This is a genomic window from Terribacillus sp. DMT04 (genome assembly GCF_019056395.1).
GTDB classification, from domain to species: Bacteria; Bacillota; Bacilli; order Bacillales; family Amphibacillaceae; genus Terribacillus; species Terribacillus aidingensis_A.
In genome coordinates, this window is the sequence record NZ_CP077639.1 from 2056268 (window position 1) to 2075683 (window position 19416).

Annotated in this window: 25 protein-coding genes and 1 other annotated feature; of the genes, 1 reads left to right on the forward strand and 24 read right to left on the reverse strand. The window is 45.0% G+C overall.

Annotated features, from left to right (window positions below):
• Positions 1–7: 7 nt before the first annotated feature.
• From queA to KS242_RS10945, 5 genes are all read right to left on the reverse strand, one after another.
• Complete coding sequence (gene queA, locus KS242_RS10925) at positions 8–1036, reverse strand: tRNA preQ1(34) S-adenosylmethionine ribosyltransferase-isomerase QueA (RefSeq protein ID WP_217321368.1); 1029 nt, start codon at positions 1034–1036, stop codon at positions 8–10.
• 22 nt (positions 1037–1058) lie between these two features.
• Positions 1059–1259 carry a DUF2905 domain-containing protein gene (locus KS242_RS10930; RefSeq protein WP_077308438.1) on the reverse strand — a complete coding sequence of 67 codons (201 nt, stop codon included), beginning with the start codon at positions 1257–1259 and terminating at the stop codon, positions 1059–1061.
• A complete protein-coding gene (gene ruvB, locus KS242_RS10935; protein ID WP_217321369.1) occupies positions 1256–2257 on the reverse strand; it encodes a Holliday junction branch migration DNA helicase RuvB in 1002 nt (333 codons plus the stop codon). The genes KS242_RS10930 and ruvB overlap by 4 nt, the downstream gene beginning before the upstream one ends.
• A 12-nt stretch (positions 2258–2269) precedes the next feature.
• Positions 2270–2884, reverse strand: coding sequence for a Holliday junction branch migration protein RuvA (ruvA, locus tag KS242_RS10940; RefSeq protein WP_217321370.1), 615 nt, complete (start codon positions 2882–2884; stop codon positions 2270–2272).
• Positions 2885–3173: 289 nt separating this feature from the next.
• Positions 3174–3659, reverse strand: a complete 486-nt coding sequence (locus tag KS242_RS10945; RefSeq protein ID WP_217321371.1) for a BofC C-terminal domain-containing protein — start codon at positions 3657–3659, stop codon at positions 3174–3176.
• A 165-nt stretch (positions 3660–3824) separates the two neighbouring features.
• On the opposite strand from KS242_RS10945, the gene KS242_RS10950 reads away from it, so the two are divergent.
• Positions 3825–4034 carry a hypothetical protein gene (locus KS242_RS10950; RefSeq protein ID WP_143588877.1) on the forward strand — a complete coding sequence of 70 codons (210 nt, stop codon included), beginning with the start codon at positions 3825–3827 and terminating at the stop codon, positions 4032–4034.
• A 39-nt stretch (positions 4035–4073) separates the two neighbouring features.
• On the opposite strand, the gene KS242_RS10955 is transcribed toward KS242_RS10950, so the two are convergent.
• The 19 genes from KS242_RS10955 to radC form a co-directional block, all read right to left on the reverse strand.
• Positions 4074–5300 (reverse strand): LysM peptidoglycan-binding domain-containing protein, encoded by a 1227-nt coding sequence (locus KS242_RS10955; RefSeq protein WP_217321372.1) that lies wholly within the window; start codon positions 5298–5300, stop codon positions 4074–4076.
• A gap of 84 nt (positions 5301–5384) precedes the next feature.
• Positions 5385–6251, reverse strand: coding sequence for a prephenate dehydratase (gene pheA, locus KS242_RS10960; RefSeq protein WP_217321373.1), 867 nt, complete (start codon positions 6249–6251; stop codon positions 5385–5387).
• An 18-nt stretch (positions 6252–6269) separates the two neighbouring features.
• The gene (locus KS242_RS10965; protein ID WP_077308423.1) at positions 6270–6719 is read right to left on the reverse strand and encodes an ACT domain-containing protein; all 450 of its coding nucleotides are present in this window, start codon (positions 6717–6719) and stop codon (positions 6270–6272) included.
• A gap of 29 nt (positions 6720–6748) precedes the next feature.
• Positions 6749–8029 carry a GTPase ObgE gene (gene obgE / locus KS242_RS10970; protein WP_217321374.1) on the reverse strand — a complete coding sequence of 427 codons (1281 nt, stop codon included), beginning with the start codon at positions 8027–8029 and terminating at the stop codon, positions 6749–6751.
• A 12-nt stretch (positions 8030–8041) separates the two neighbouring features.
• Positions 8042–8572, reverse strand: a complete 531-nt coding sequence (locus KS242_RS10975; RefSeq protein ID WP_217321375.1) for a Spo0B domain-containing protein — start codon at positions 8570–8572, stop codon at positions 8042–8044.
• A gap of 129 nt (positions 8573–8701) precedes the next feature.
• On the reverse strand, positions 8702–8992 hold the full coding sequence (gene rpmA, locus KS242_RS10980; RefSeq protein WP_077308417.1) for a 50S ribosomal protein L27: 291 nt from the start codon (positions 8990–8992) through the stop codon (positions 8702–8704).
• 14 nt (positions 8993–9006) lie between these two features.
• Positions 9007–9336 (reverse strand): ribosomal-processing cysteine protease Prp, encoded by a 330-nt coding sequence (locus KS242_RS10985; protein ID WP_217321376.1) that lies wholly within the window; start codon positions 9334–9336, stop codon positions 9007–9009.
• An 8-nt stretch (positions 9337–9344) separates the two neighbouring features.
• Positions 9345–9653 (reverse strand): 50S ribosomal protein L21, encoded by a 309-nt coding sequence (gene rplU / locus KS242_RS10990; protein WP_097041653.1) that lies wholly within the window; start codon positions 9651–9653, stop codon positions 9345–9347.
• Between the two features lie 12 nt (positions 9654–9665).
• Positions 9666–9743: a sequence feature (ribosomal protein L21 leader region), on the reverse strand.
• A gap of 35 nt (positions 9744–9778) precedes the next feature.
• Positions 9779–11191, reverse strand: a complete 1413-nt coding sequence (locus KS242_RS10995) for a ribonuclease E/G (protein WP_217321377.1) — start codon at positions 11189–11191, stop codon at positions 9779–9781.
• Positions 11192–11199: 8 nt separating this feature from the next.
• Complete coding sequence (locus KS242_RS11000; protein ID WP_217321378.1) at positions 11200–12054, reverse strand: M50 family metallopeptidase; 855 nt, start codon at positions 12052–12054, stop codon at positions 11200–11202.
• Complete coding sequence (locus KS242_RS11005; RefSeq protein WP_217321379.1) at positions 12041–12805, reverse strand: M23 family metallopeptidase; 765 nt, start codon at positions 12803–12805, stop codon at positions 12041–12043. The genes KS242_RS11000 and KS242_RS11005 overlap by 14 nt, the downstream gene beginning before the upstream one ends.
• A 97-nt stretch (positions 12806–12902) precedes the next feature.
• The gene (locus KS242_RS11010; RefSeq protein ID WP_217321380.1) at positions 12903–13652 is read right to left on the reverse strand and encodes a class I SAM-dependent methyltransferase; all 750 of its coding nucleotides are present in this window, start codon (positions 13650–13652) and stop codon (positions 12903–12905) included.
• Positions 13653–13800: 148 nt separating this feature from the next.
• Positions 13801–14406 (reverse strand): trimeric intracellular cation channel family protein, encoded by a 606-nt coding sequence (locus tag KS242_RS11015; protein WP_217321381.1) that lies wholly within the window; start codon positions 14404–14406, stop codon positions 13801–13803.
• A 76-nt stretch (positions 14407–14482) separates the two neighbouring features.
• Positions 14483–15280 carry a septum site-determining protein MinD gene (gene minD, locus KS242_RS11020; RefSeq protein WP_217321382.1) on the reverse strand — a complete coding sequence of 266 codons (798 nt, stop codon included), beginning with the start codon at positions 15278–15280 and terminating at the stop codon, positions 14483–14485.
• Entirely contained in the window at positions 15273–15959 is a 687-nt protein-coding gene (minC, locus tag KS242_RS11025; RefSeq protein WP_217321383.1) for a septum site-determining protein MinC, read from the reverse strand. The genes minD and minC overlap by 8 nt, the downstream gene beginning before the upstream one ends.
• A 35-nt stretch (positions 15960–15994) precedes the next feature.
• On the reverse strand, positions 15995–16534 hold the full coding sequence (mreD, locus tag KS242_RS11030; RefSeq protein ID WP_217321384.1) for a rod shape-determining protein MreD: 540 nt from the start codon (positions 16532–16534) through the stop codon (positions 15995–15997).
• Complete coding sequence (mreC, locus tag KS242_RS11035) at positions 16534–17430, reverse strand: rod shape-determining protein MreC (protein WP_217321385.1); 897 nt, start codon at positions 17428–17430, stop codon at positions 16534–16536. Before mreC ends, mreD begins: the two co-directional genes overlap by 1 nt.
• Positions 17431–17442: 12 nt before the next feature.
• The gene (locus KS242_RS11040) at positions 17443–18483 is read right to left on the reverse strand and encodes a rod shape-determining protein (protein ID WP_217321386.1); all 1041 of its coding nucleotides are present in this window, start codon (positions 18481–18483) and stop codon (positions 17443–17445) included.
• A gap of 247 nt (positions 18484–18730) precedes the next feature.
• The gene (radC, locus tag KS242_RS11045) at positions 18731–19405 is read right to left on the reverse strand and encodes a RadC family protein (protein ID WP_217324132.1); all 675 of its coding nucleotides are present in this window, start codon (positions 19403–19405) and stop codon (positions 18731–18733) included.
• Positions 19406–19416 lie beyond the last annotated feature (11 nt).

Consider the following 19416-nt stretch of genomic DNA (forward strand, 5'->3'; position numbering starts at 1 on the left):
TCTCATTCTATACGAGCAGCATTGCATCGCCAAAGCTGAAGAAACGATAACGTTCTTCAACAGCTGTACGGTAAGCATCGAGTACAAAATCTCGGCCAGCGAACGCACTGACAAGCATAATCAACGTTGATTTTGGTAAATGAAAATTCGTGATTAAACCATCAATAGCACGATACGTAAAACCTGGATAGATAAATATGTCTGTCCAGCCGCTCGCCGCTGCAAATTTACCATCATTATCTCTTGCAATTGTTTCCAGCGTGCGTGTAGATGTTGTACCTACAGAGATAATTCGACCACCGTTTTCACGGACTCGTGTCAGCTGATCTGCTGTTTCCTGCGACATCTGGTAAAATTCCGCATGCATTTCATGCTCCTCTATCGACTCTACACTCACGGGACGGAAAGTACCCAACCCAACGTGAAGCGTTATAAAAGCAATCTCTACGCCTTTCTCCTGCAGACTGGCAAGCAATTCTTTTGTGAAATGAAGGCCTGCTGTCGGTGCCGCAGCTGAACCTTGCTCTTTTGCATACACCGTTTGGTAACGTTCTTGGTCAGGAAGCTGTTCTTTAATATAAGGCGGAAGCGGCATTTCACCTAACTGATCTAGTACTTCATAAAAAATACCTTCATAGTGAAACTCTACAATTCGTCCGCCATGCTCCAACAATTCCTTACACACAGCAGTCAGCTTGCCATCTCCAAAGGAAAGCTCTGTGCCTACTTTTACTTTTTTAGCTGGTTTGACAAGCACTTCCCAGCTGTCGCCTTCCACTTGTTTCAGCAGCAGTATCTCGCACTTAGCTCCTGTGCCCGACTTGATACCGTACAGCCTTGCCGGCAGCACACGTGTATCATTTAGGACAAGACAGTCACCAGGATGCAGATAGTCACCGATGTCTGCGAAATGACGGTGCTCCATTGATTGCTCTCCCTTATTCAGCACGAGCAGCCTTGACGACGTGCGGTCCTGAAGCGGTGTTTGGGCAATTAGTTCTTCTGGTAAATGAAAATCATAATCCTGTATATCCATACCTGTTAACTCCTAGTCTGTATCAGCGAAATTTGTTGAATAGGAACAAAATGAGCGACAGTACAATACTAATTACAATCGACGTGACAATCGGAAAGTAAACTGTCGTGTTCCCTTTCTTAAAAACGATATCTCCCGGCAGTTTGCCGATAAACGACATAACCAGGCCGATTAAAATACACACAACGCCTATAAGAATAAAGATTTTTCCAATGCCGGTCAAGCCTTTGGCACCTCGCGGTCGAAGTGGGCATAAGCAAGCGGCGTGACAATTCGCCCGCGCGGTGTACGCTGTATGAAGCCAATCTGCAGCAAATACGGCTCATAAACGTCTTCAATCGTCTGTGATTCTTCTCCGATAGTGGCGCTGATTGTATCCAGTCCGACCGGCCCGCCGCGGAAATGATCAATAATCGTTGTCAGCAGTTTGTGATCAATATGATCAAGTCCTTTGGCGTCCACTTGCAGCTTATTTAAAGCTATATGCGTTGTTTCCTTCGTAATATAATCTTCACCCTTTACTTGGGAGATATCGCGCACCCGTTTCAGCAGTCGATTTGCAATACGAGGTGTTCCTCTTGATCGTAATGCTACTTCAAGCGCAGCAGAAGGTTCAATTTCCACATCAAAAATGACCGCCGTCCGCTCCACAATACTAGCTAAATCTTCTGTTTGATAAAATTCCAGCCTGCTCAACACGCCGAAACGATCTCGTAACGGTGCTGATAAAAGGCCTGCACGTGTTGTTGCCCCAACCAATGTAAATGGCGGAAGATCAAGACGGACACTGCGGGCACTCGGCCCTGTGCCAATGACAATATCCAGGCAGAAGTCTTCCATAGCCGGATAAAGAATTTCCTCAACCGCACGCGGCAGCCGGTGAATCTCATCAATAAACAGCACATCACCAGCTTCCAGTGAGCTGAGTATCGCGGCAAGGTCTCCTGCCTTCTCAATGGCTGGTCCGCTTGTCGTTCGAAACGACACACCCATTTCATTCGCAATGATGGATGCCATCGTCGTTTTACCTAAACCTGGCGGCCCATACAGCAGCACATGATCCAGCGGTTCGTCACGCATCTTGGCAGCTTCAATAAAGATGGCTAAATTTTCTTTTGCCTTATGCTGCCCAATATATTGCTTGAGTGTAGTCGGGCGCAAACTCAACTCGATTACTTCGTCTTCTTGCTTCAATTCGTTCGTAATCATGCGATCTTCCATCTTCGCACTCCTTTATTTCTTTTGACTTAACAAAGCCAAACCTTTCTTTATTAAATAATCGGCACTATCGCTGTCTTCTTTCTTAAGCTGCGGCAAGACCGCTTTAATTTCGCGATCCTGATAACCAAGTGCGCGCATGGCGTCTTCGGCATCTTCTAGTGCAGCACGTTTCTGGGATGTATTGCTCTCCGTTCCTGCCGATGCTTCAATCGCAGTGAGTGAGACCATATAGACGAGCTTACCTTTCAAATCGAGCACCATTTGACGGGCCGTCTTCTTTCCTACACCAGGGAAACTGGTCAGGAACTTATCGTCTTCCCGCTCAATGGCTGCCACAAATTCCTCCACGTTTACGCCAGCAAGAATTTGCAACGCGTTTTTCGGCCCTATTCCTGATACACCAAGCAATTTTTGAAATAAAAACTTATCTTCTGTATTTTTAAATCCGAACAACGTTTGCGCATCTTCGCGTACATAGTGGTATGTATGAACAAGCGCCTCCTTGCCTTCTTCCATTTGAAATTGGAAAGGGTTCGGACAGATAATTTCATAACCGACACCGTGGGCTTCCACGAGTACTGCTTCCTCTGTAATTCCTGTGATATTACCTTTTATATACGCTATCATCCTGCTTCTCTCCTACCTGCTACAATAACTTGTTACTAGTTTACCACACAAGCGTATGTTCGTATAAGGCTTAAAGCGAAAAACAGGACCGGACAGGTACCAATAACTGTTGTATGCTGCTTCCGAATAACTTCATAATTGGATAGGACATTTTTGCATCATTCAAAGCACCAATCGAACGCTTAGCAGGCGGCAGTTACAAGATGCAATGCATATAAAACAATCCGAACTAATGCCAATTCTATTTAAAGAATTTTCATAGCTCGGATTTTACTTAGGTTATTTATTTCTAACTTGGCAATGCTTTTAACTCATTTTTGGATCGAAAGGCTTCTAGAACTTCTTCATAAACTTCTTTCGATTGAATTCTTATTCCTTCTTCCAGTTGTTTTGCCTGATGGCTTTCCAGTTTTCCTTTATTGATTTGATAAAATGATTGGATAGCTTGCTGATCTATTGGACGTCCCTCAAAAATGGTTAACTTACCTTTGTATATTCCAAAATAGCCATCTTTTTTAAGCGAAGGAGAAATATCCATCACATCCTGTTTTAAGACAACTTGTCCCTCTTTCTGAGTAACTAACTGCCAATCATGGTAGGTCGACCAGAAATCCTCCATGGCATAAATCTTCTCCAGATGGGTGACGACGGTCTCGTTGCCGTCAATATAATGCCGCTTTAAAACGACCTCTACTTCAACCGGATCCGCAGCCTCAGCTGTCAAACTCGGAAAAATAATTAAGAAAAGACCGCAAATGGCAAGTAAACGTCTCATTATCTTCCACCCCTATTCCGTTTCTTTTTCTCTATTTTCACCTAAAAGCAGGTTACTATCCGCTTTTTTTCAAAAAAAATTCACAAAGACCCACACTTTTTTGGTTTAACTTACGATTATATGTGGTATAGAAAAAGACAGATAATCATGAAGGCGGGGATAGATTTGAGAAACACTGCGCAGCAAAAGTACCTTCACTACGTGGAAGCGAAGAGCGAGGCGAACATGGCGAGCATTTTCTCAGAAGAAAAAGCGACCCTGATACTTAGGAATCATATTCAGCATGCCGGACTGTCAAAAGCAGAAGTATCCGCTTTGGAAGATAAGTACCGTCAGGATATGCACCGCATTTTCGAGGAACATGGTATATTATAAATTCAAAGCCCCTTCAAAATGGAAGGGGCTTTTTTGATATTATTTATCTTCTTGCTCATCGCCCGGTAAATCTTGCGCCGGAGATGGTTCATAGAAATCATTGCGCGCTGGCTCCACGCCATAGGGGTTTTGATAATCTGGCTGCGCAAATTGAGGTCCTGCAGGAAAAGGAATTGCCGGTCCGCAACAGGAACGAATAGGCGCATTCGGGTACGGCAGCGCCATATGCTGAGGCGGAACTGGCTGTTGGCCTTGCATGTTCCAATTTCCTTGCATTGGCTGCTGGCCCGGCTGCACTCCTTGCATATTCCAGTCTCCTTGTATCGGCTGTTGTCCCGGATTACCTTGCATGTTCCAGTCTCCATACATCGGCTGCTGTCCCGGATTACCTTGCATGTTCCAATCCCCTTGCAGCGGCTGCTGACCTGGATGACCTTGCATATTCCAGTCTCCTTGCAGCGGCTGCTGTCCCGGCTGCATTCCTTGCATATTCCAGTCTCCTTGCAGCGGCTGCTGACCTGGCTGGCCTTGCATATTCCAGTCTCCTTGCAGCGGCTGCTGTCCCGGCTGCATTCCTTGCATGTTCCAATCTCCGTGCAGCGGCTGCTGACCTGGCTGGCCTTGCATGTTCCAGTCTCCTTGCAGCGGCTGCTGTCCCGGCTGCATTCCTTGCATGTTCCAATCTCCGTGCAGCGGCTGCTGACCTGGCTGGCCTTGCTCTGGTGTGTTCCAGTTACCATACAAACCTTGCTGACCCGGCTGCAAGACGTTCCAATCTTGTTGCATGTGCTGCTGGCCTTGCATCGGCCATGGACCATTCTCTTGCTGATAAAATGGATAGCCTTGCATATGCTGGTCTTGTGTCATATTCACAGGCTGCTGTGGCGGTACGTCAACATAATTCTGCTGCTGCGGTGTTGGATATACATTTGTTCCTTGATCTGGCGCAGTAATTTGCGGCATATGCGGTACAAATGGATACGGGGCAGCGGACACGTCGTCTTCCTGTATTGCTGGTGAATTGTGGAATGTCGGAGCTGGTACTTGCTGCCCCGTATTACTGTTCTCTGCAGATGTCTCCGAACGATGTACAGGTTCTTTTGAAACCGCTTTGGCTGTGGAAGGTATTTTAAGCTTCATGCCCGGTATGGCGAGCTCTGGTTCACGGATATGACCGTTAATTTCCCGCAAAGCATCGAAGCTGACCCCATATTTTCTAGCGATACTCCACATGGTGTCATCTTTTTGTACGATATGAATCTTCAAGTCTGAAACTCCCCTTTCATGAACTGACGCATTACTTCACCATCTTATGCAGCAAGTTCGAAAAGGTTGAAAAAAGCCGGCACGTTATGAACACGCGCCGGCTTTTTTCTCATATTGATGAATTGGATAACTGCCAAGTACAGTAAGACTGCAGCCCAGCGCTTCAAGCTCCTGCTGGACCCCTTGAAAAAGGATATCTTCCGCTTCACAGGAAACATCCATAATAAAGAAATAGTTTCCGAGACCAGTCTTCATCGGCCTGGATTCTATCTTCGACATGTTAATTTTACGCCAAGCAAAAGCTGCTAATACTTGATGCAGCGCGCCGGCATAATCTGATGGAAGGGTTACATATAAAGATGTTTTTCTTTTTGCGTCAGTATCATGTTGCGCAGGATTGCTTGCTGCATCGCTAGCCAGAACAAAAAAACGCGTATGATTATTCGCATAATCATGAATATCTTTTTGTAATATTGTTAATCCAAACTCTTTCGCTGCAAGTTCATTCCCAATTGCTGCAGCATATCCATCCTCCATATCCGCTACCATCTTTGCTGCCGTTCCAGTAGAAGAAGCGGCATGTGTGACAGCATGCGGAAGCTCGGTATGTAAGTAATGGTGACATTGTGCAATTGCATGACTATGAGAATAGACATCTTTTATTTCTGAAAGCTCCAGTGTGCCTTTCGCTAACAAATGCTGTCTAATTGGAATGACAACTTCCCCCACAATAGGCAGCTTCGCTTGATGAATTAAATAATCCATTGTTATTGGCACCGTGCCTTCAATCGTATTTTCGACTGGAACGACACAATAATCCATTTCCCCATTCACAACAGCATCCATACACTGCGGAATTGTCGCATAGCTATACGCTTCCTGACCAGGAAATAGCACATCCACCGCCATTTTTGTAAATGTTCCTTTTGGTCCTAGATAACTAATCTTCATACGTATCTGCTCCCTTGCCTAAGCTTCCGAACTCAATACCTCTACTTTATCCACATACGCTAAGGCACGAAGGTCATCCAGTAAAGACTGGATGTCCGTATGCATGCCTGCTGTATTTAAAGAGATCGTCACATTGGCTCTTCCTTGCAAAGGTATCGTTTGATGTATTGTCAGGATATTACCGCCTGATCCAGCAACAATTGCCAATAGCTCAGACAGCGTACCAGTACGATCCTCCAGATGAAAGAACAATGTGATCATTCGCTGCTTAACCATTGCGCGGAATGGAAATACCGCATCCCGATATTTGTAGAAGACACTTCGGGAAAGGTCCACCTGCTGTACGGCATCAAAAACCGAAGCCACTTTATTGCGCTCCAACAATTCTTTCGCCTGCAGTGTTTTTTTCATTGACTCTGGCAGCACATCACTTCGCACAAGATAAAATTGTTCTTCCTTTTCAGCCATATGCTCTCCCCACCTTGATTCAAACAGAATCAGTCAACAAATTCAAATTCATGCTCCAATAGACGAATAATATCGCCATCTTTCGCGCCGCGTTTGCGCAACGCCTCATCGACACCCATACCGCGCATTTGTCTTGCAAAGCGTCTCGCAGCTTCGTCACGGTTAAAGTCTGTCATCTTGAATAGCTTCTCAATCGGCTCACCATATAGCACATACGCACCATCCGGATCACGTGTGATTTCGAACTGTTTCTCGGATTCCTCGAAACGGTACACAACGCGCTCCGTCTGATCCTCAACCGGTTTCTCGATTTTCGGAATTTGATCCAGCTTGTCAGCAATAGCGTACAGTACATCCTGCAAGCCATCGCGTGTAATAGCCGAAATTGGGAAAATATCGATTCCTTCTGGGATTTTCTCTTTGAAGACAACCAAATTCTCTTCTGCCTCTGGTATGTCCATCTTATTCGCAATGATAATTTGCGGACGAGACGGCAGATCTACATTGTATTCTTTTAATTCTTCATTAATTGTCACATAGTCATCATAAGGATCTCGGCCTTCTGTTGCAGCCATATCAATCACGTGCACGATAACGCGTGTCCGCTCTACATGACGCAAAAATTGGTGACCAAGTCCGATTCCTTCATGTGCGCCTTCAATTAACCCTGGCAAATCTGCCAGAACAAAGCTGCGCTGATCTTTTGTTTCGACGACGCCAAGGTTAGGCGCTAACGTCGTAAAATGATAATCAGCTATCTTCGGCTTCGCTGCACTAACAACTGACAGGAATGTTGATTTTCCTACACTTGGGAAACCGACCAAACCAACATCAGCAATTAGCTTCAACTCGATTTGCAAATTGCGCTCTACTCCAGGCTCGCCATTTTCCGCAAAATCCGGCGCCGGGTTGCGCGGTGTTGCAAAACGAGAGTTACCGCGTCCGCCGCGTCCGCCTTTTGCAATTACAGCTTCTTGTTCATGTTTCGTCAAATCCGCAATTACTTCTCCCGTTTCTTCATCACGTACAAGTGTTCCCGGCGGTACTGGCAGAATTAGCGGTTCTGAATTTTTGCCGTGCTGTCCTTTACTCATACCATTATCTCCGCGCTGCGCTTTAAAATGGCGCTGATAACGGAAGTCCATCAATGTGTTAAGACCTTCATCAACTTTAAAAATGACATCCCCGCCATTTCCTCCATCTCCGCCTGCCGGTCCACCTAACGGAACATACTTCTCTCTACGATAAGCAACTAAGCCATTACCGCCATCGCCTGCTTTTACATATACCTTGACCTGATCTACAAACATCGTTTCACCTCATTAATTACACGCAAGTACAATTGTACAGCGAGATTTTTCCTCTGGTAATGATTCAATCTTCACTTCTTGCACACAATCCTTCTGTCCAACCATCTGCAAATTGCCCCAGCCAGCAAACTTTCCATCAAATGCCAGCTCGATGATTGGCTTGTCCTGCTTCGTTTTCACATGCAGCACACCTTCGTAAAGCTCCATCTCCTGGGTACTATCAATCAGCTCATCCATTACTGCTTCTAAGTTTCCGCGGATGTTTCGATCGTATTCCCAAATACTTGGTATTTGCTCATCCACTTGGAATTTTATCCGAAACTGACTGTACGTCCAATTGAAGGCCAGAATCCACACCGAAGTCTCTGGTATATTCAAATTGGATAACTTTCGCTCTTCATCAGCTAAGCGAATCGCTTCCTCGATTTTCTCTTGTACCTTTTCATCCTTACCTAATTTGGAATAGCTATGTAGGAGTTGAAGCCGATTCATCCATTCATGCCGAGTATAGCCTAACAGCGTCATAACTTCATGATATTCCAACTATATTCCTCCTTTACGGAAAAGCAGTCGAGAGGGCAGCTTCTTTTCCATTCTAGCATTATGTGGTGCAATTAGATGTGGGTTAGAAAAAAAGACCCTAACCCGAAGGCTAGAGTCTCTCTGCAAACATTAAGCTTCTTGAGCTACAGGATATACGCTGACCTTTTTACGGTTACGGCCATAGCGTTCGAATTTGACAACACCGTCGATTTTAGAGAACAATGTGTCGTCGCCTCCGCGTCCAACGTTTGTACCTGGGTAGATTTTTGTACCGCGTTGACGGTAAAGGATAGACCCGCCAGTAACAAACTGACCGTCAGCACGTTTCGCGCCTAGGCGTTTGGATTCGGAGTCACGTCCGTTTTTAGAACTACCAACACCCTTTTTGGATGCGAAAAACTGCAAATCTAGACGTAGCATAGTGGTGCACCTCCTTATTGTTCGATAATTCTTATATGCTTCCCATAGTCCTGTTCAATTGTTTGGAGCGATACGAGCATACCTTCCAGCAGAAGCGACGCTTTATCAAGCTGCTCCTCGGACAAGTGATCGGGAAGTACCACACGAAGATACCCACCGTCACCACCCTGCTCTACCTCTGGTTCAAACTCACCGAGAACGAAAAGACCGTTCACCGCTCCGAAGCTTACTGCCGAAACAGCTGCGCACACAAGATCGTAGCCATAAGGGCCGCTCTCTGCATGTCCGCTAAGCTCAAAGCTATGAATATCTTCGTCATCACGGTTGATTGTAACAGTAATCATGGTCTGCCTTACGCGTTAATTTTGCCGATTGTCAATTTAGTATATGGCTGACGATGGCCTTGTTTGCGTTTGTAGTTTTTCTTCGCTTTGAATTTGATCACGTTGATCTTCTTCGCGCGGCCTTGTTTCTCAACAGTTGCAGTAACTGTCGCACCGTCTACGAATGGAGCACCGATTTTAACATCGTCGCCTCCAACTACCAATACTTTGTCGAAAGTAACTTCCGCACCGTTCTCCGCTTCCAATTTCTCAACGAAGATAGTTTGTCCTTCTGTTACTTTAACTTGTTTACCACCAGTTTCAATAATTGCGTACATAACGCACCTCCTCTATTCACTCAGACTCGCCATCACAGGCGCCTCGCGGCTTATGGTATACCCACCTGATCTGCGCGGTTGTAGCACGGGTGCTACTTCGTGTAACATACTGATGTTATCACACATCAAAAAAGATTGTCAAGACTCTCTAACGCATCTCTTTTAACAGTCGCTTCATCTATCTTCTCTAGTTTAAATACCGGATTGTCATAATAACGAACATAAACAGCTGCAGAAACAGCAGGTTTTTTCGTCAGCTCTAGAAAACGCCTAATCTCTGATTTTTTGCCGGATAGCACATAACTGCAATCCGACGAGGCGTTCAGAAGGTCTCGCTCCAGCTGGAAGCATCTCGATTCTAGTGAAAGTTCTGGTGTTACGGCTTTCTGCAATTGATTTGGTATGGAGGGCCGTTCTCGTTTTCGGGATAATTCTAATATACCAAGTTTGGTAAAGCCGTATATTTCTGTCCGCTGACTATCTTGATGAAGCGCCTGACGGAAAGTCTGCAGAACAGCACGCTGCTGTTCGGTGCGGTTCATTGAAACAAAATCAATTAGTATGATACCGGAAAGGTTTCTTAGTCTCATTTCCCGGGCAATTGCTTTTGCCGCAAGCTGATTGACCATGGCTGCAGTTTGCTGTTTATCGGAATGTCCTTTGTAACCCGCACTATTGACATCGATTACCGTCAATGCCTCTGTTTGTTCGATATGTAACGTAATACCTCTATCAATTTGCACAACTGGTGAAATCAGCTGCTCCCATAGTACCGCTAAAGGCAGTGGCAGCAGCATCTCTGCTCCTTTTTCCCATCTGATTTTCTCTTGGAATGAGGGGAACTGCTGTCGCAGCTGGCGGGCGGCAAAACCATCATCCACAATAATCTCCTCAATCGCACCTGGCGGCATTCGCCGGAGCAGCTGATCCGGTATAAGTGCATCACGGAAGACTGGTGTCGGCGGCGTGCTAGCATTGACAGCAAGTTCCTTCCACCTGTTCCGAAGCCGCTGTAATTCTTCCGATAGTGCAGCTTCTGATTGCTGATCAGCTTCTGTCCGCACAATGACACCTTCTTCCGGCTCCAGCAATTCCGTAAAATGCGTTTTCCACTTCTCAGCTCTTTCCGACGGCAATTTCTTGGACACTGCTACATACTGTCCATTCGGCAGATAAACTAGGGTTTGTCCGGCCAGCGTAATAATGGCGGAAAGCTTTGCTCCCTTTGTTCCATGTGCATCTTTTTGCACTTGTACAAAAAGCGTTTGTCCTTCCTGTATGGCCTGTTCAATCCGCAGCGATGCGTTCTGTTTACATGCAGGGATCTCCTGGCGCTGCAAAAAGCCTTGCCGCTCATCTCCAAAATCAACAAAGGCGGCTTGCAAACCTTTATCTACATAGCGAACAATTCCTTTGTAGATGCTGCCCACTTTTGATGTTTCACCAGGCCGGTCAAGAAATACTTCCATCACTTGCCCACGCTCTGTTGCAAGCGCTACTTTTTCGGTACCTTTAAAAAACAAATATAATGATAGCATGAATTTCCTCACTGTCTTTTTTGCAATATATCCGCTACTGTGCAATGTGCCTGCTTGTTTTTAAAATACATATCACTGCATTGCTGTTCATCCAGTATTGCATTCTTCCCTTTGACAACAATTATATGCCGCCTGTTCCTCCTATATTGAGAAAGGATATCCAGAAGCGTTGTATCAAGGCTTGCGAAGATGGGTGTGCATAGGACGCCTGTTGGTCCACACGTTGTACGCTGCAGCAAGAAGCGCAGAAACACATAATAGCGTCGTTTCCATTCTAGCCGATTTTCCCACAATAGAAAACAGAGAAGACTGACTGTACTTAAGGTGAAAGGCAATGCAATACACACATAAAGAAGAATAACCGCTCCAACAAAACAGCTAAAGCCAATTAGAACGGCGTGCGCTTTGCGGTAAGGAAGCTGCATCGAGAGGATGAGTCCTACTAGCTTTCCGCCGTCTAACGGCCAAATTGGCAATAAGTTGAATAAAAGAATCGTCGTATTATACATAGAAGCTGTCTCCAATACACCTTCAGGAACAGCAGTTGTTTCATTTAGCAGAAACAGCACCGCATACAGGACGATATGAACAGCAGGTCCTGCCAGTACAACAATTACTTCTTCCCGGATGCGTCTGTTTCCATGCTCTTCTGTTTCCATCACACCGCCAAACACCCAAAGCATAACCCGGCGAATACGCCAGCGAAAATGACGCGCAGCAAGAAAATGAGCCATTTCATGAAGAAGAACAATTCCGAACAAAACCATAACTTCCATCAACATTCCTGTCAGTATGGCCGCCAGCAAGAATGCCCAAAAGATAGGATGCAAATGAATTGGCGGCAGCCAGTTATGGTGCGTCAACTGGTGCCTCTTGAATCGGGTTTAGAAACTTGTTTCCTTGCTGAAGAGCGAAGTAGATGGATTGGGCATTCTCTTCATTTGGCACAAATTCTCCGATTTTTTCATTTGAATCAATCCGCTGGTATTGATTTACTTCAATAGCTTGCAAATGGCCGTAAATACTTTTGCTTTTATCGGCATGCTGAAGGATGATTGTTTTTCCTGTATCTCTGTCGTTTCCAGCAAATATAACGATTCCTTCATCAACAGCCACTACGTCTGATTGTTGTTCCGATTCAATGAGAATACCTTCTTTTGATTCATCAAACGGCTGCACAACCGTTCCATTTACAGGCATTGCTTGCACCTCTATTGCTTCTGCTCCCTCTCCCCCAGGCTTTAATGCTACCGGGTCTCCAAATCTATCTTGATACCAGCTATTCACTGTTGCAAAAGGAAACTCCTCCGTTAACGCCGTTAACACGGTTGCTTTCGTTTTTTCTACAATTGGATGATCAGCCTGCAAATAAAGTGCTGTTCCGAAAAACAAACTCGCGGATACAATCAACCGAAACATAAAACGCGCAGCAAACTTGGATGTATGTTCCGTACGCGGCGGTTCATATTTTGGAGTGGGACCAAACCCGTGAGACTCCTCCTCTTCAATTGTAAAAGGCGTAACGGTCTCCGCTATTCCTTTTTGTATCTGCTCTCCTTTAAGCCGTTTACGATCTGCAATGCCTTTTCGCACTGAATGTAAATTCTTTCCCATAACGAACCCTCCCTCTAGGTCTTTGTACAAGTCTATGACCAATAGGGACGAGTTATTAAAAGAAGCGAAAAAAGCCTCCTGTTAGGGAGACTTTGTGTTACTTACACGTCGCAGCAAGCAGAAAGCGATGCTGCTTTACATCTAAAAAGCCTTTCTTCTCGATAAATTGATGCAGTTCCATTAAACAATCTCGGTAACCTTCCATTGTAAAGGAAGGAATTTGCCAAGGTATTGCTTTCAAATAGAAGACTACCGCTCCTATGTCGTAAAACCGCATGGAAGGAAACGCTTCTTTTTGCTCGAGCAAGAAGAGCTGACTCGCCAGCTCTTCTGCTGCTGTTTGAAGCTTCCAATCTTGATAAGCTGCGTTCACAGGAGCACCAAGCATTTCATTCAGTGCTTTGCAATCTGTTCCGCCTACCTGCTGGGTGAGAAAAAGTCCCTCTGGTCTTAAAATACGCTGTACCTCGGCCACAGAATAAGACTCATGTTTGTTTAAAACAAGATCAAATGTTTCAGCAGCAAATGGCAGTTCATCATCGTTTTCAATCTGAAAGACTTCCACCCCGAGCGGGTCCAGCCTTTCCTTAGCGATTGGCACGTTCGGCCGATAAGCTTCTGTTGCTGCTGTGTAATGCGGCAGTGGCAGCAGCTTGGACAAAAACTCTCCTCCGCCAGTTCCCATATCCAACAGGCTAGTTGCTTCCAATAGTAATTTTCTCGCTTTACTACCATAAGACCATGGTAAAAGTTCAGATTGAATTCGCCCAGTATCTTCTATAAAAGAAAAATCCCAACCAGAAAAAGATTTTTGTGCGTCTTGTAGAAGCTGATCAACTAATTCCATTGTTTCTCCTCCTCTTTTGTATAAGTATTTGTATACAGGCAGAGCAGGAGGACCGCGTATCCGTTGTTATAAAGGGTGCTCCTTTTGCACGTGTCCTTCCTCCTTTTTCCTTATTATAACAAAAAAGACCAGCAGAATTGCTGATCTTTTACTGATAATGCATCTTTGGAACTGGCAGCTGCCATTTGCGGTGGAATGAATAAATACGTAAGAAGATAATGCCAGCAAACAGGGCATATAACAAGACAGGATGATTAGCCGCTCCGAGTCCGATAATGAGGCCCGCCAATGCAGCCCAGCTGCCATAAATCTCTGCCTTAAACACATATGGTTTTCGTCCGGCCAGCAAGTCGCGCAGAATTCCGCCGCCGCTTCCTGTCAAGAAGGCAGCCACCATTATCGCCAGAAGACTATGATCTAAACTGGCAGCGTGCAGCGCCCCTTGGATAGCGAATGCTGCTAAGCCAATTGCATCGGCATACAAACCGGCCTTTTTCCATGGATGACTAATCCATTTCGGAAAAATAAGAATGATGGTTATCGATAGGAAAGCTATGTAGAATAAACTCGTTTGCGACCATAAGTAAGAAACCGGCAAGCCTATCAGAAGGTTTCGAATAGCTCCGCCGCCGAATGCCGTTACAAATCCTAAAATAAAAACGCCAAAAACATCATATTTTGCTTCCATCGCCACAAGTGCACCGCTAATAGCAAATGCTGCCGTGCCAATTATGCTAAAAATCTCCCATGTCATGCTGAACATTCCCCTTGCTGATTTTGGACATAAAAAAACTCGTAACTCTCTCTAGAGCTACGAGTTTATCATAAGTTCATTTGCTTTTGGAAAAAAGTTTTTTCAATCGGCTGAACATGCCTTTTTCATCTTCAAAACTCATAAGCGGCACGGACTCTCCCAGTATACGGCGGGCAATATTACGATAAGCAATACTCGCCTTCGTATTCGGCTGGAAAGCGACTGGCTCTCCGTGGTTGGAAGCTTTGATAACTTGCTCATCATCCGCAACGATACCAAGCAAGTCGATTGATAGCACTTGGACGATTTCATCTACTTCCAGCATGTCTCCATCTTCTACCATGTGATTACGAATTCGGTTAACGATCAATTTAGGCGGTTCAATATCTTCCTGCTCAAGCAAGCCAATAATACGATCAGCATCACGTACACTCGGTTTTTCCGGTGTGGTGACAACAATCGCTTTATCTGCTCCTGCCACAGCATTTTTATAGCCCTGTTCGATACCGGCAGGACAATCAATAATAATATAGTCAAATTCCGGCTTCAGTTCAGCGACAATCTTTTCCATACCTTCTGTTGTCAAATCAGATTTGTCACTTGTCTGGGCAGCAGGCAGTAAGTACAAATGATCAAAGCGCTTATCTTTAATCAATGCCTGTTTCAGAGCGCATCTGCCGATAATAACATCAATAATGTCATAAATGATACGGTTTTCTAACCCCATCACAACATCTAGATTACGAAGACCAATATCTGTATCAATTAAACAGACCTTCTTCTCCATTAGAGCAAGCGCTGTTCCCAGGTTGGCAGAAGTAGTCGTCTTACCTACTCCCCCTTTACCGGACGTAATAACGATTGCTTCACCCATTTAACATTCTCCTCTCGAAACTGCTGATGCCCGGACGTTTGCGGACTACTGCCTGCAAACGGTCGATGATGATTTTTTGCTGTTCGTCATCGATGTGCCCGCATTCCATATAAACACCATCTGTCTCATGATCGGGCGCGCGGCTGATATACTCCGCGATTCGAAGCTGCGTCGGATTCATATACGAGGCAGCAATAACAGCATCGGCGTTACCGTCTTTCCCCGCATGCGCTATCCCGAGTAAATTACCCATAACAAAAATATTACCGGTTGCAGTAACACAGCCGCCAGGATTCACATCCCCAAGCAGCAGTAAATCACCTTTCACTTCCAGCACTTGGCCAGAACGGACAACACGGCTGACTGCCTTTACTTCCGCTTCTTCCTTCCACTCTATTGCAGCTTGCTTCGTAATAACATCAGAGTGAACAGACTCAATCCGCAGACGCTGCTTGCTCGTAATCATTCGACGAAGGAGCTCCTCTTGCTCCTTTTCTAAATAACGGTTGCCTAATTGAATATGTACACCAACAATCTGGTCAGCCGAATCAATTCGATTAGCAGCAAGTTTTGCTTCTAATTCCTTCAATAATTCTTCAAAAGAGCAGGCATCATCCATGTGCAAAGACAGCCCTTCCCGGGTACCTTTAATTGTGATGATCTGTTTGTTTCCAATCAAGATGGTCACCTCCGTTCGTCGTCTGATTTTCTTATTTATAAGCTAGTCGTTCTTCTAAGCTGCGAATCGGACCATTTCTGCAGAGGCTTTTGGAAAATCAGATACAAGATTACTAGCATGATAAGGTTGGCACCGAGCGTTGGCAAAAGCCTATGCAGCAAATACGTAACAAAGTCCATCGGTGCAATTCCGATCACATGATAAATCAAATAACCAATCACATCCGCAAATACAATTGACAAAAGACCAAGCAGTGCAGCCACAAAAATATTACCATGCAGCACTCTGCGTAATTCCAGAATTAAATAAATACTGAAACCATATGTGAACATATACACGCCTAAAATATCTGTATAAACGATATCTTTCAGCAGTCCGAAAATAAGCGCATAAAGCAAACTGTAATACGAGTTATCCAAATCATAAAGCATCGCAATCAGCACCAGGAATAAAAGCGTCCAGTGCGGAATCAGCCACGTGTCACCGCCAATAAACTGCTTAGGCAGCATGGCGGTAGCTACGCCTTCTAAACTAACAATTAAAAGTAGTATTAACGGCAAATAGAGCTTTTTCATTAAAGTCCCTCATCTCCGGTAGCTGAAGAAGCATCTTCAGAGGCTGCGTCGATGACTAAAACTTTATCAATATCATACAAATCAGCAGTAGGTTTGACGTGAATTGTTTGAGATAAGCCGTACTCATCCAAGTCTACGGAATCAACTTCACCGATAGTAAGTTCATTCGGAAATACGCCCCCAAGTCCCGATGAGGTAACCAAAGACCCTTTCTTTACTTCAAGGTCAGGTTTAACACCAGTAAATAGAAGCATGCCCTCTTTTTCGTCAAATCCTTCAATCAAACCAAAGATAGGATCCTGCTGCTTGCCGTCCTCATCTTCTCCACCGTCGATTACTGCGGAAATACGGTTGGTTTCATTAAATCCGCTCAGCAATTGAACAGAAGCTGTACCGCGACTCACATCTTCTACCTTGCCAACTAAGCCGCTTGCAGTCATAACGGCCATATTTGTCTCCACACCATCGTCCGACCCTTTATCAATGGTCAGCTGATCAAACCAGCCTTCTGGACTGCGGACAATCACATCAGCTGGAATTGGGTTATAATCCATTGATGTGTGTTCATTGAAGGCATCATTGGTTTGCTGTAACTCATCATACTGCTGCTCCAGTTCTTGATAGCGGGAAAGCAATCCTTTATAGTCATCCACTTTCGCCTTAAGTACTTGGTTTTCTTCATACGTGTTCTTCAAGTCTTTTATGTTTGTGACCACTGTGGTAGTAAACTGTGCAGGAACAGAAAAGATATTCTGCACAAATCCAACTGTATCACTTACGATTTGTTCTGGTAATGTCTGGCTGCTCCGATCTCTGGTTGAGAAACCGATCAAACCTACTAGGATGATGATGGCAATCAGAAAAAGGAACATCCGTTTTTTCTTAAAGAAATTCATAATTCACCCAACTCATTTTTTGGTAGCTTTGGAAAATACATGCGGATGCGCACGGAAATGTTCGATAAATTCAAGCGATTTTCCCGTACCAATAGCGACACTGTCCAGCGGGTTTTCTGCTACAAAAACAGGCATTTTCGTTTCTTCACTAATAACACTGTCCAAGTTGCGCAGCATAGCGCCGCCACCAGAAAGCACAATACCGCGGTCCATTATATCCGCTGCCAATTCAGGCGGCGTTTTTTCCAATGTTAGCTTTACAGCATCCACAATCGCACTAACCGTATCCGCCAACGCTCCAGAAATTTCTTTCGCATTAACACTAATTGTTTTCGGCAATCCTGTGAGAAGGTCGCGACCGCGAATCTCTGTTTCTTCGTCTGCTTCCGGTACACCAGCATGACCAAGATCCATCTTCAGCTGTTCTGCGGAACGCTCCCCAATCATAAGGTTGTACGTCTTCCGAATATATTGCGTGATTGCTTCGTCCATGTCGTCACCAGCAGTACGGATCGACTGGCTCGTTACAATACCGCCCAAACTAATAATTGCAACTTCTGTCGTACCACCGCCGATATCGACAATCATGCTGCCAGTTGGTTCCCAAACAGGAAGTCCGGCACCAATTGCAGCTGCAAATGGCTCAGCAATTGGGAATGCATCTTTTGCTCCAGCTTGTTTCGTTGCATCAATAACTGCACGTTCTTCTACCATCGTAATACCAGATGGAACGCACACCATGACGTTTGGTTTTTTCGCAAAAGAAGAACGATTGCGCTGCGCTTGCTTAATATAATATTTCATCATCGTTGCTGTTGTATCGTAATCCGCAATGACGCCATCCTTCATTGGACGGATCACACGGATATTTCCAGGAGTTCTGCCAATCATATTACGAGCGTCGCTTCCGACTGCTTCTACCTGACCTGTTTCTACGTTGGTTGCCACTACAGATGGTTCACGGACAACGACGCCTTTCCCTTTTACAAAAACTAATGTATTTGCTGTACCTAGGTCAATTCCTAAGTCTTGTGATAAACTGAATTTCGCCACAATTAATTCTCCTTTTCCGAGTCCGTTCCTGTTTCAGCATAGCTGCAAACAGCCGTGCAAACTTCTTCATATCTTGTCTCATTTTGTCGTACTTTATCATAGCAGATTTCCATCAGCCAGACATTGTTTTATCAGGTAAGAAAATATACCATCAGAAGAAGCGCCAGCTAGTAAGAACTACCATGCTAGGCGCTTATCTTCAAAGCTAGTTATAATTATACGAGAAAACTAAAAAAATAGATAGTAATTACAGATATCCTTTTTCCTTCAGTGAAATAAACTTCCGATCACCGATTACAAGATGGTCCAGAAGCTCTATACCAATCATCTTGCCGCACTCCTGCAGACGTTTGGTAACGTGGATATCTTCTTGTGATGGGGAAGGATCTCCTGACGGATGATTGTGAGCACAAATGATAGAAGCCGCAGACCGCCGGACAGCTTCGCGGAACACTTCACGAGGATGTACGATAGATGCGTTAAGGCTTCCGATGAAGATTGTCTGCCGATGAACGATATGATTTTTCGTATTTAAAAATAAGACGACAAAATGTTCCTGCTGAAGATTACGCATTTCCTCCATAACATAATCCGCACCATCCTTTGGGCTGCGGATTGTGTATCTGTCGGCCGGCTTGTAACGATGCAGCCGCTGTCCAAGTTCAATTGCTGCAATGATAAGTACGCCTTTAGCTGTGCCAATCCCCTTAATGGCGGTCAACTCTTCAATTGTCGCATCACGCAGCAGCTGTAACCCTTCAAAATGCATTAACAAACGCTGGGCAAGCAATGTGACAGGCTCATCCTTCGTCCCGCTCCCAAGCAGAATTGCGAATAGTTCCGCATTGGATAAATGAGCCGGCCCCAGCTCCAGCAACCTCTCTCGCGGCCGATCCTCTTTTGGCACCGACTTTATCTTCATTTCTGTTTGCA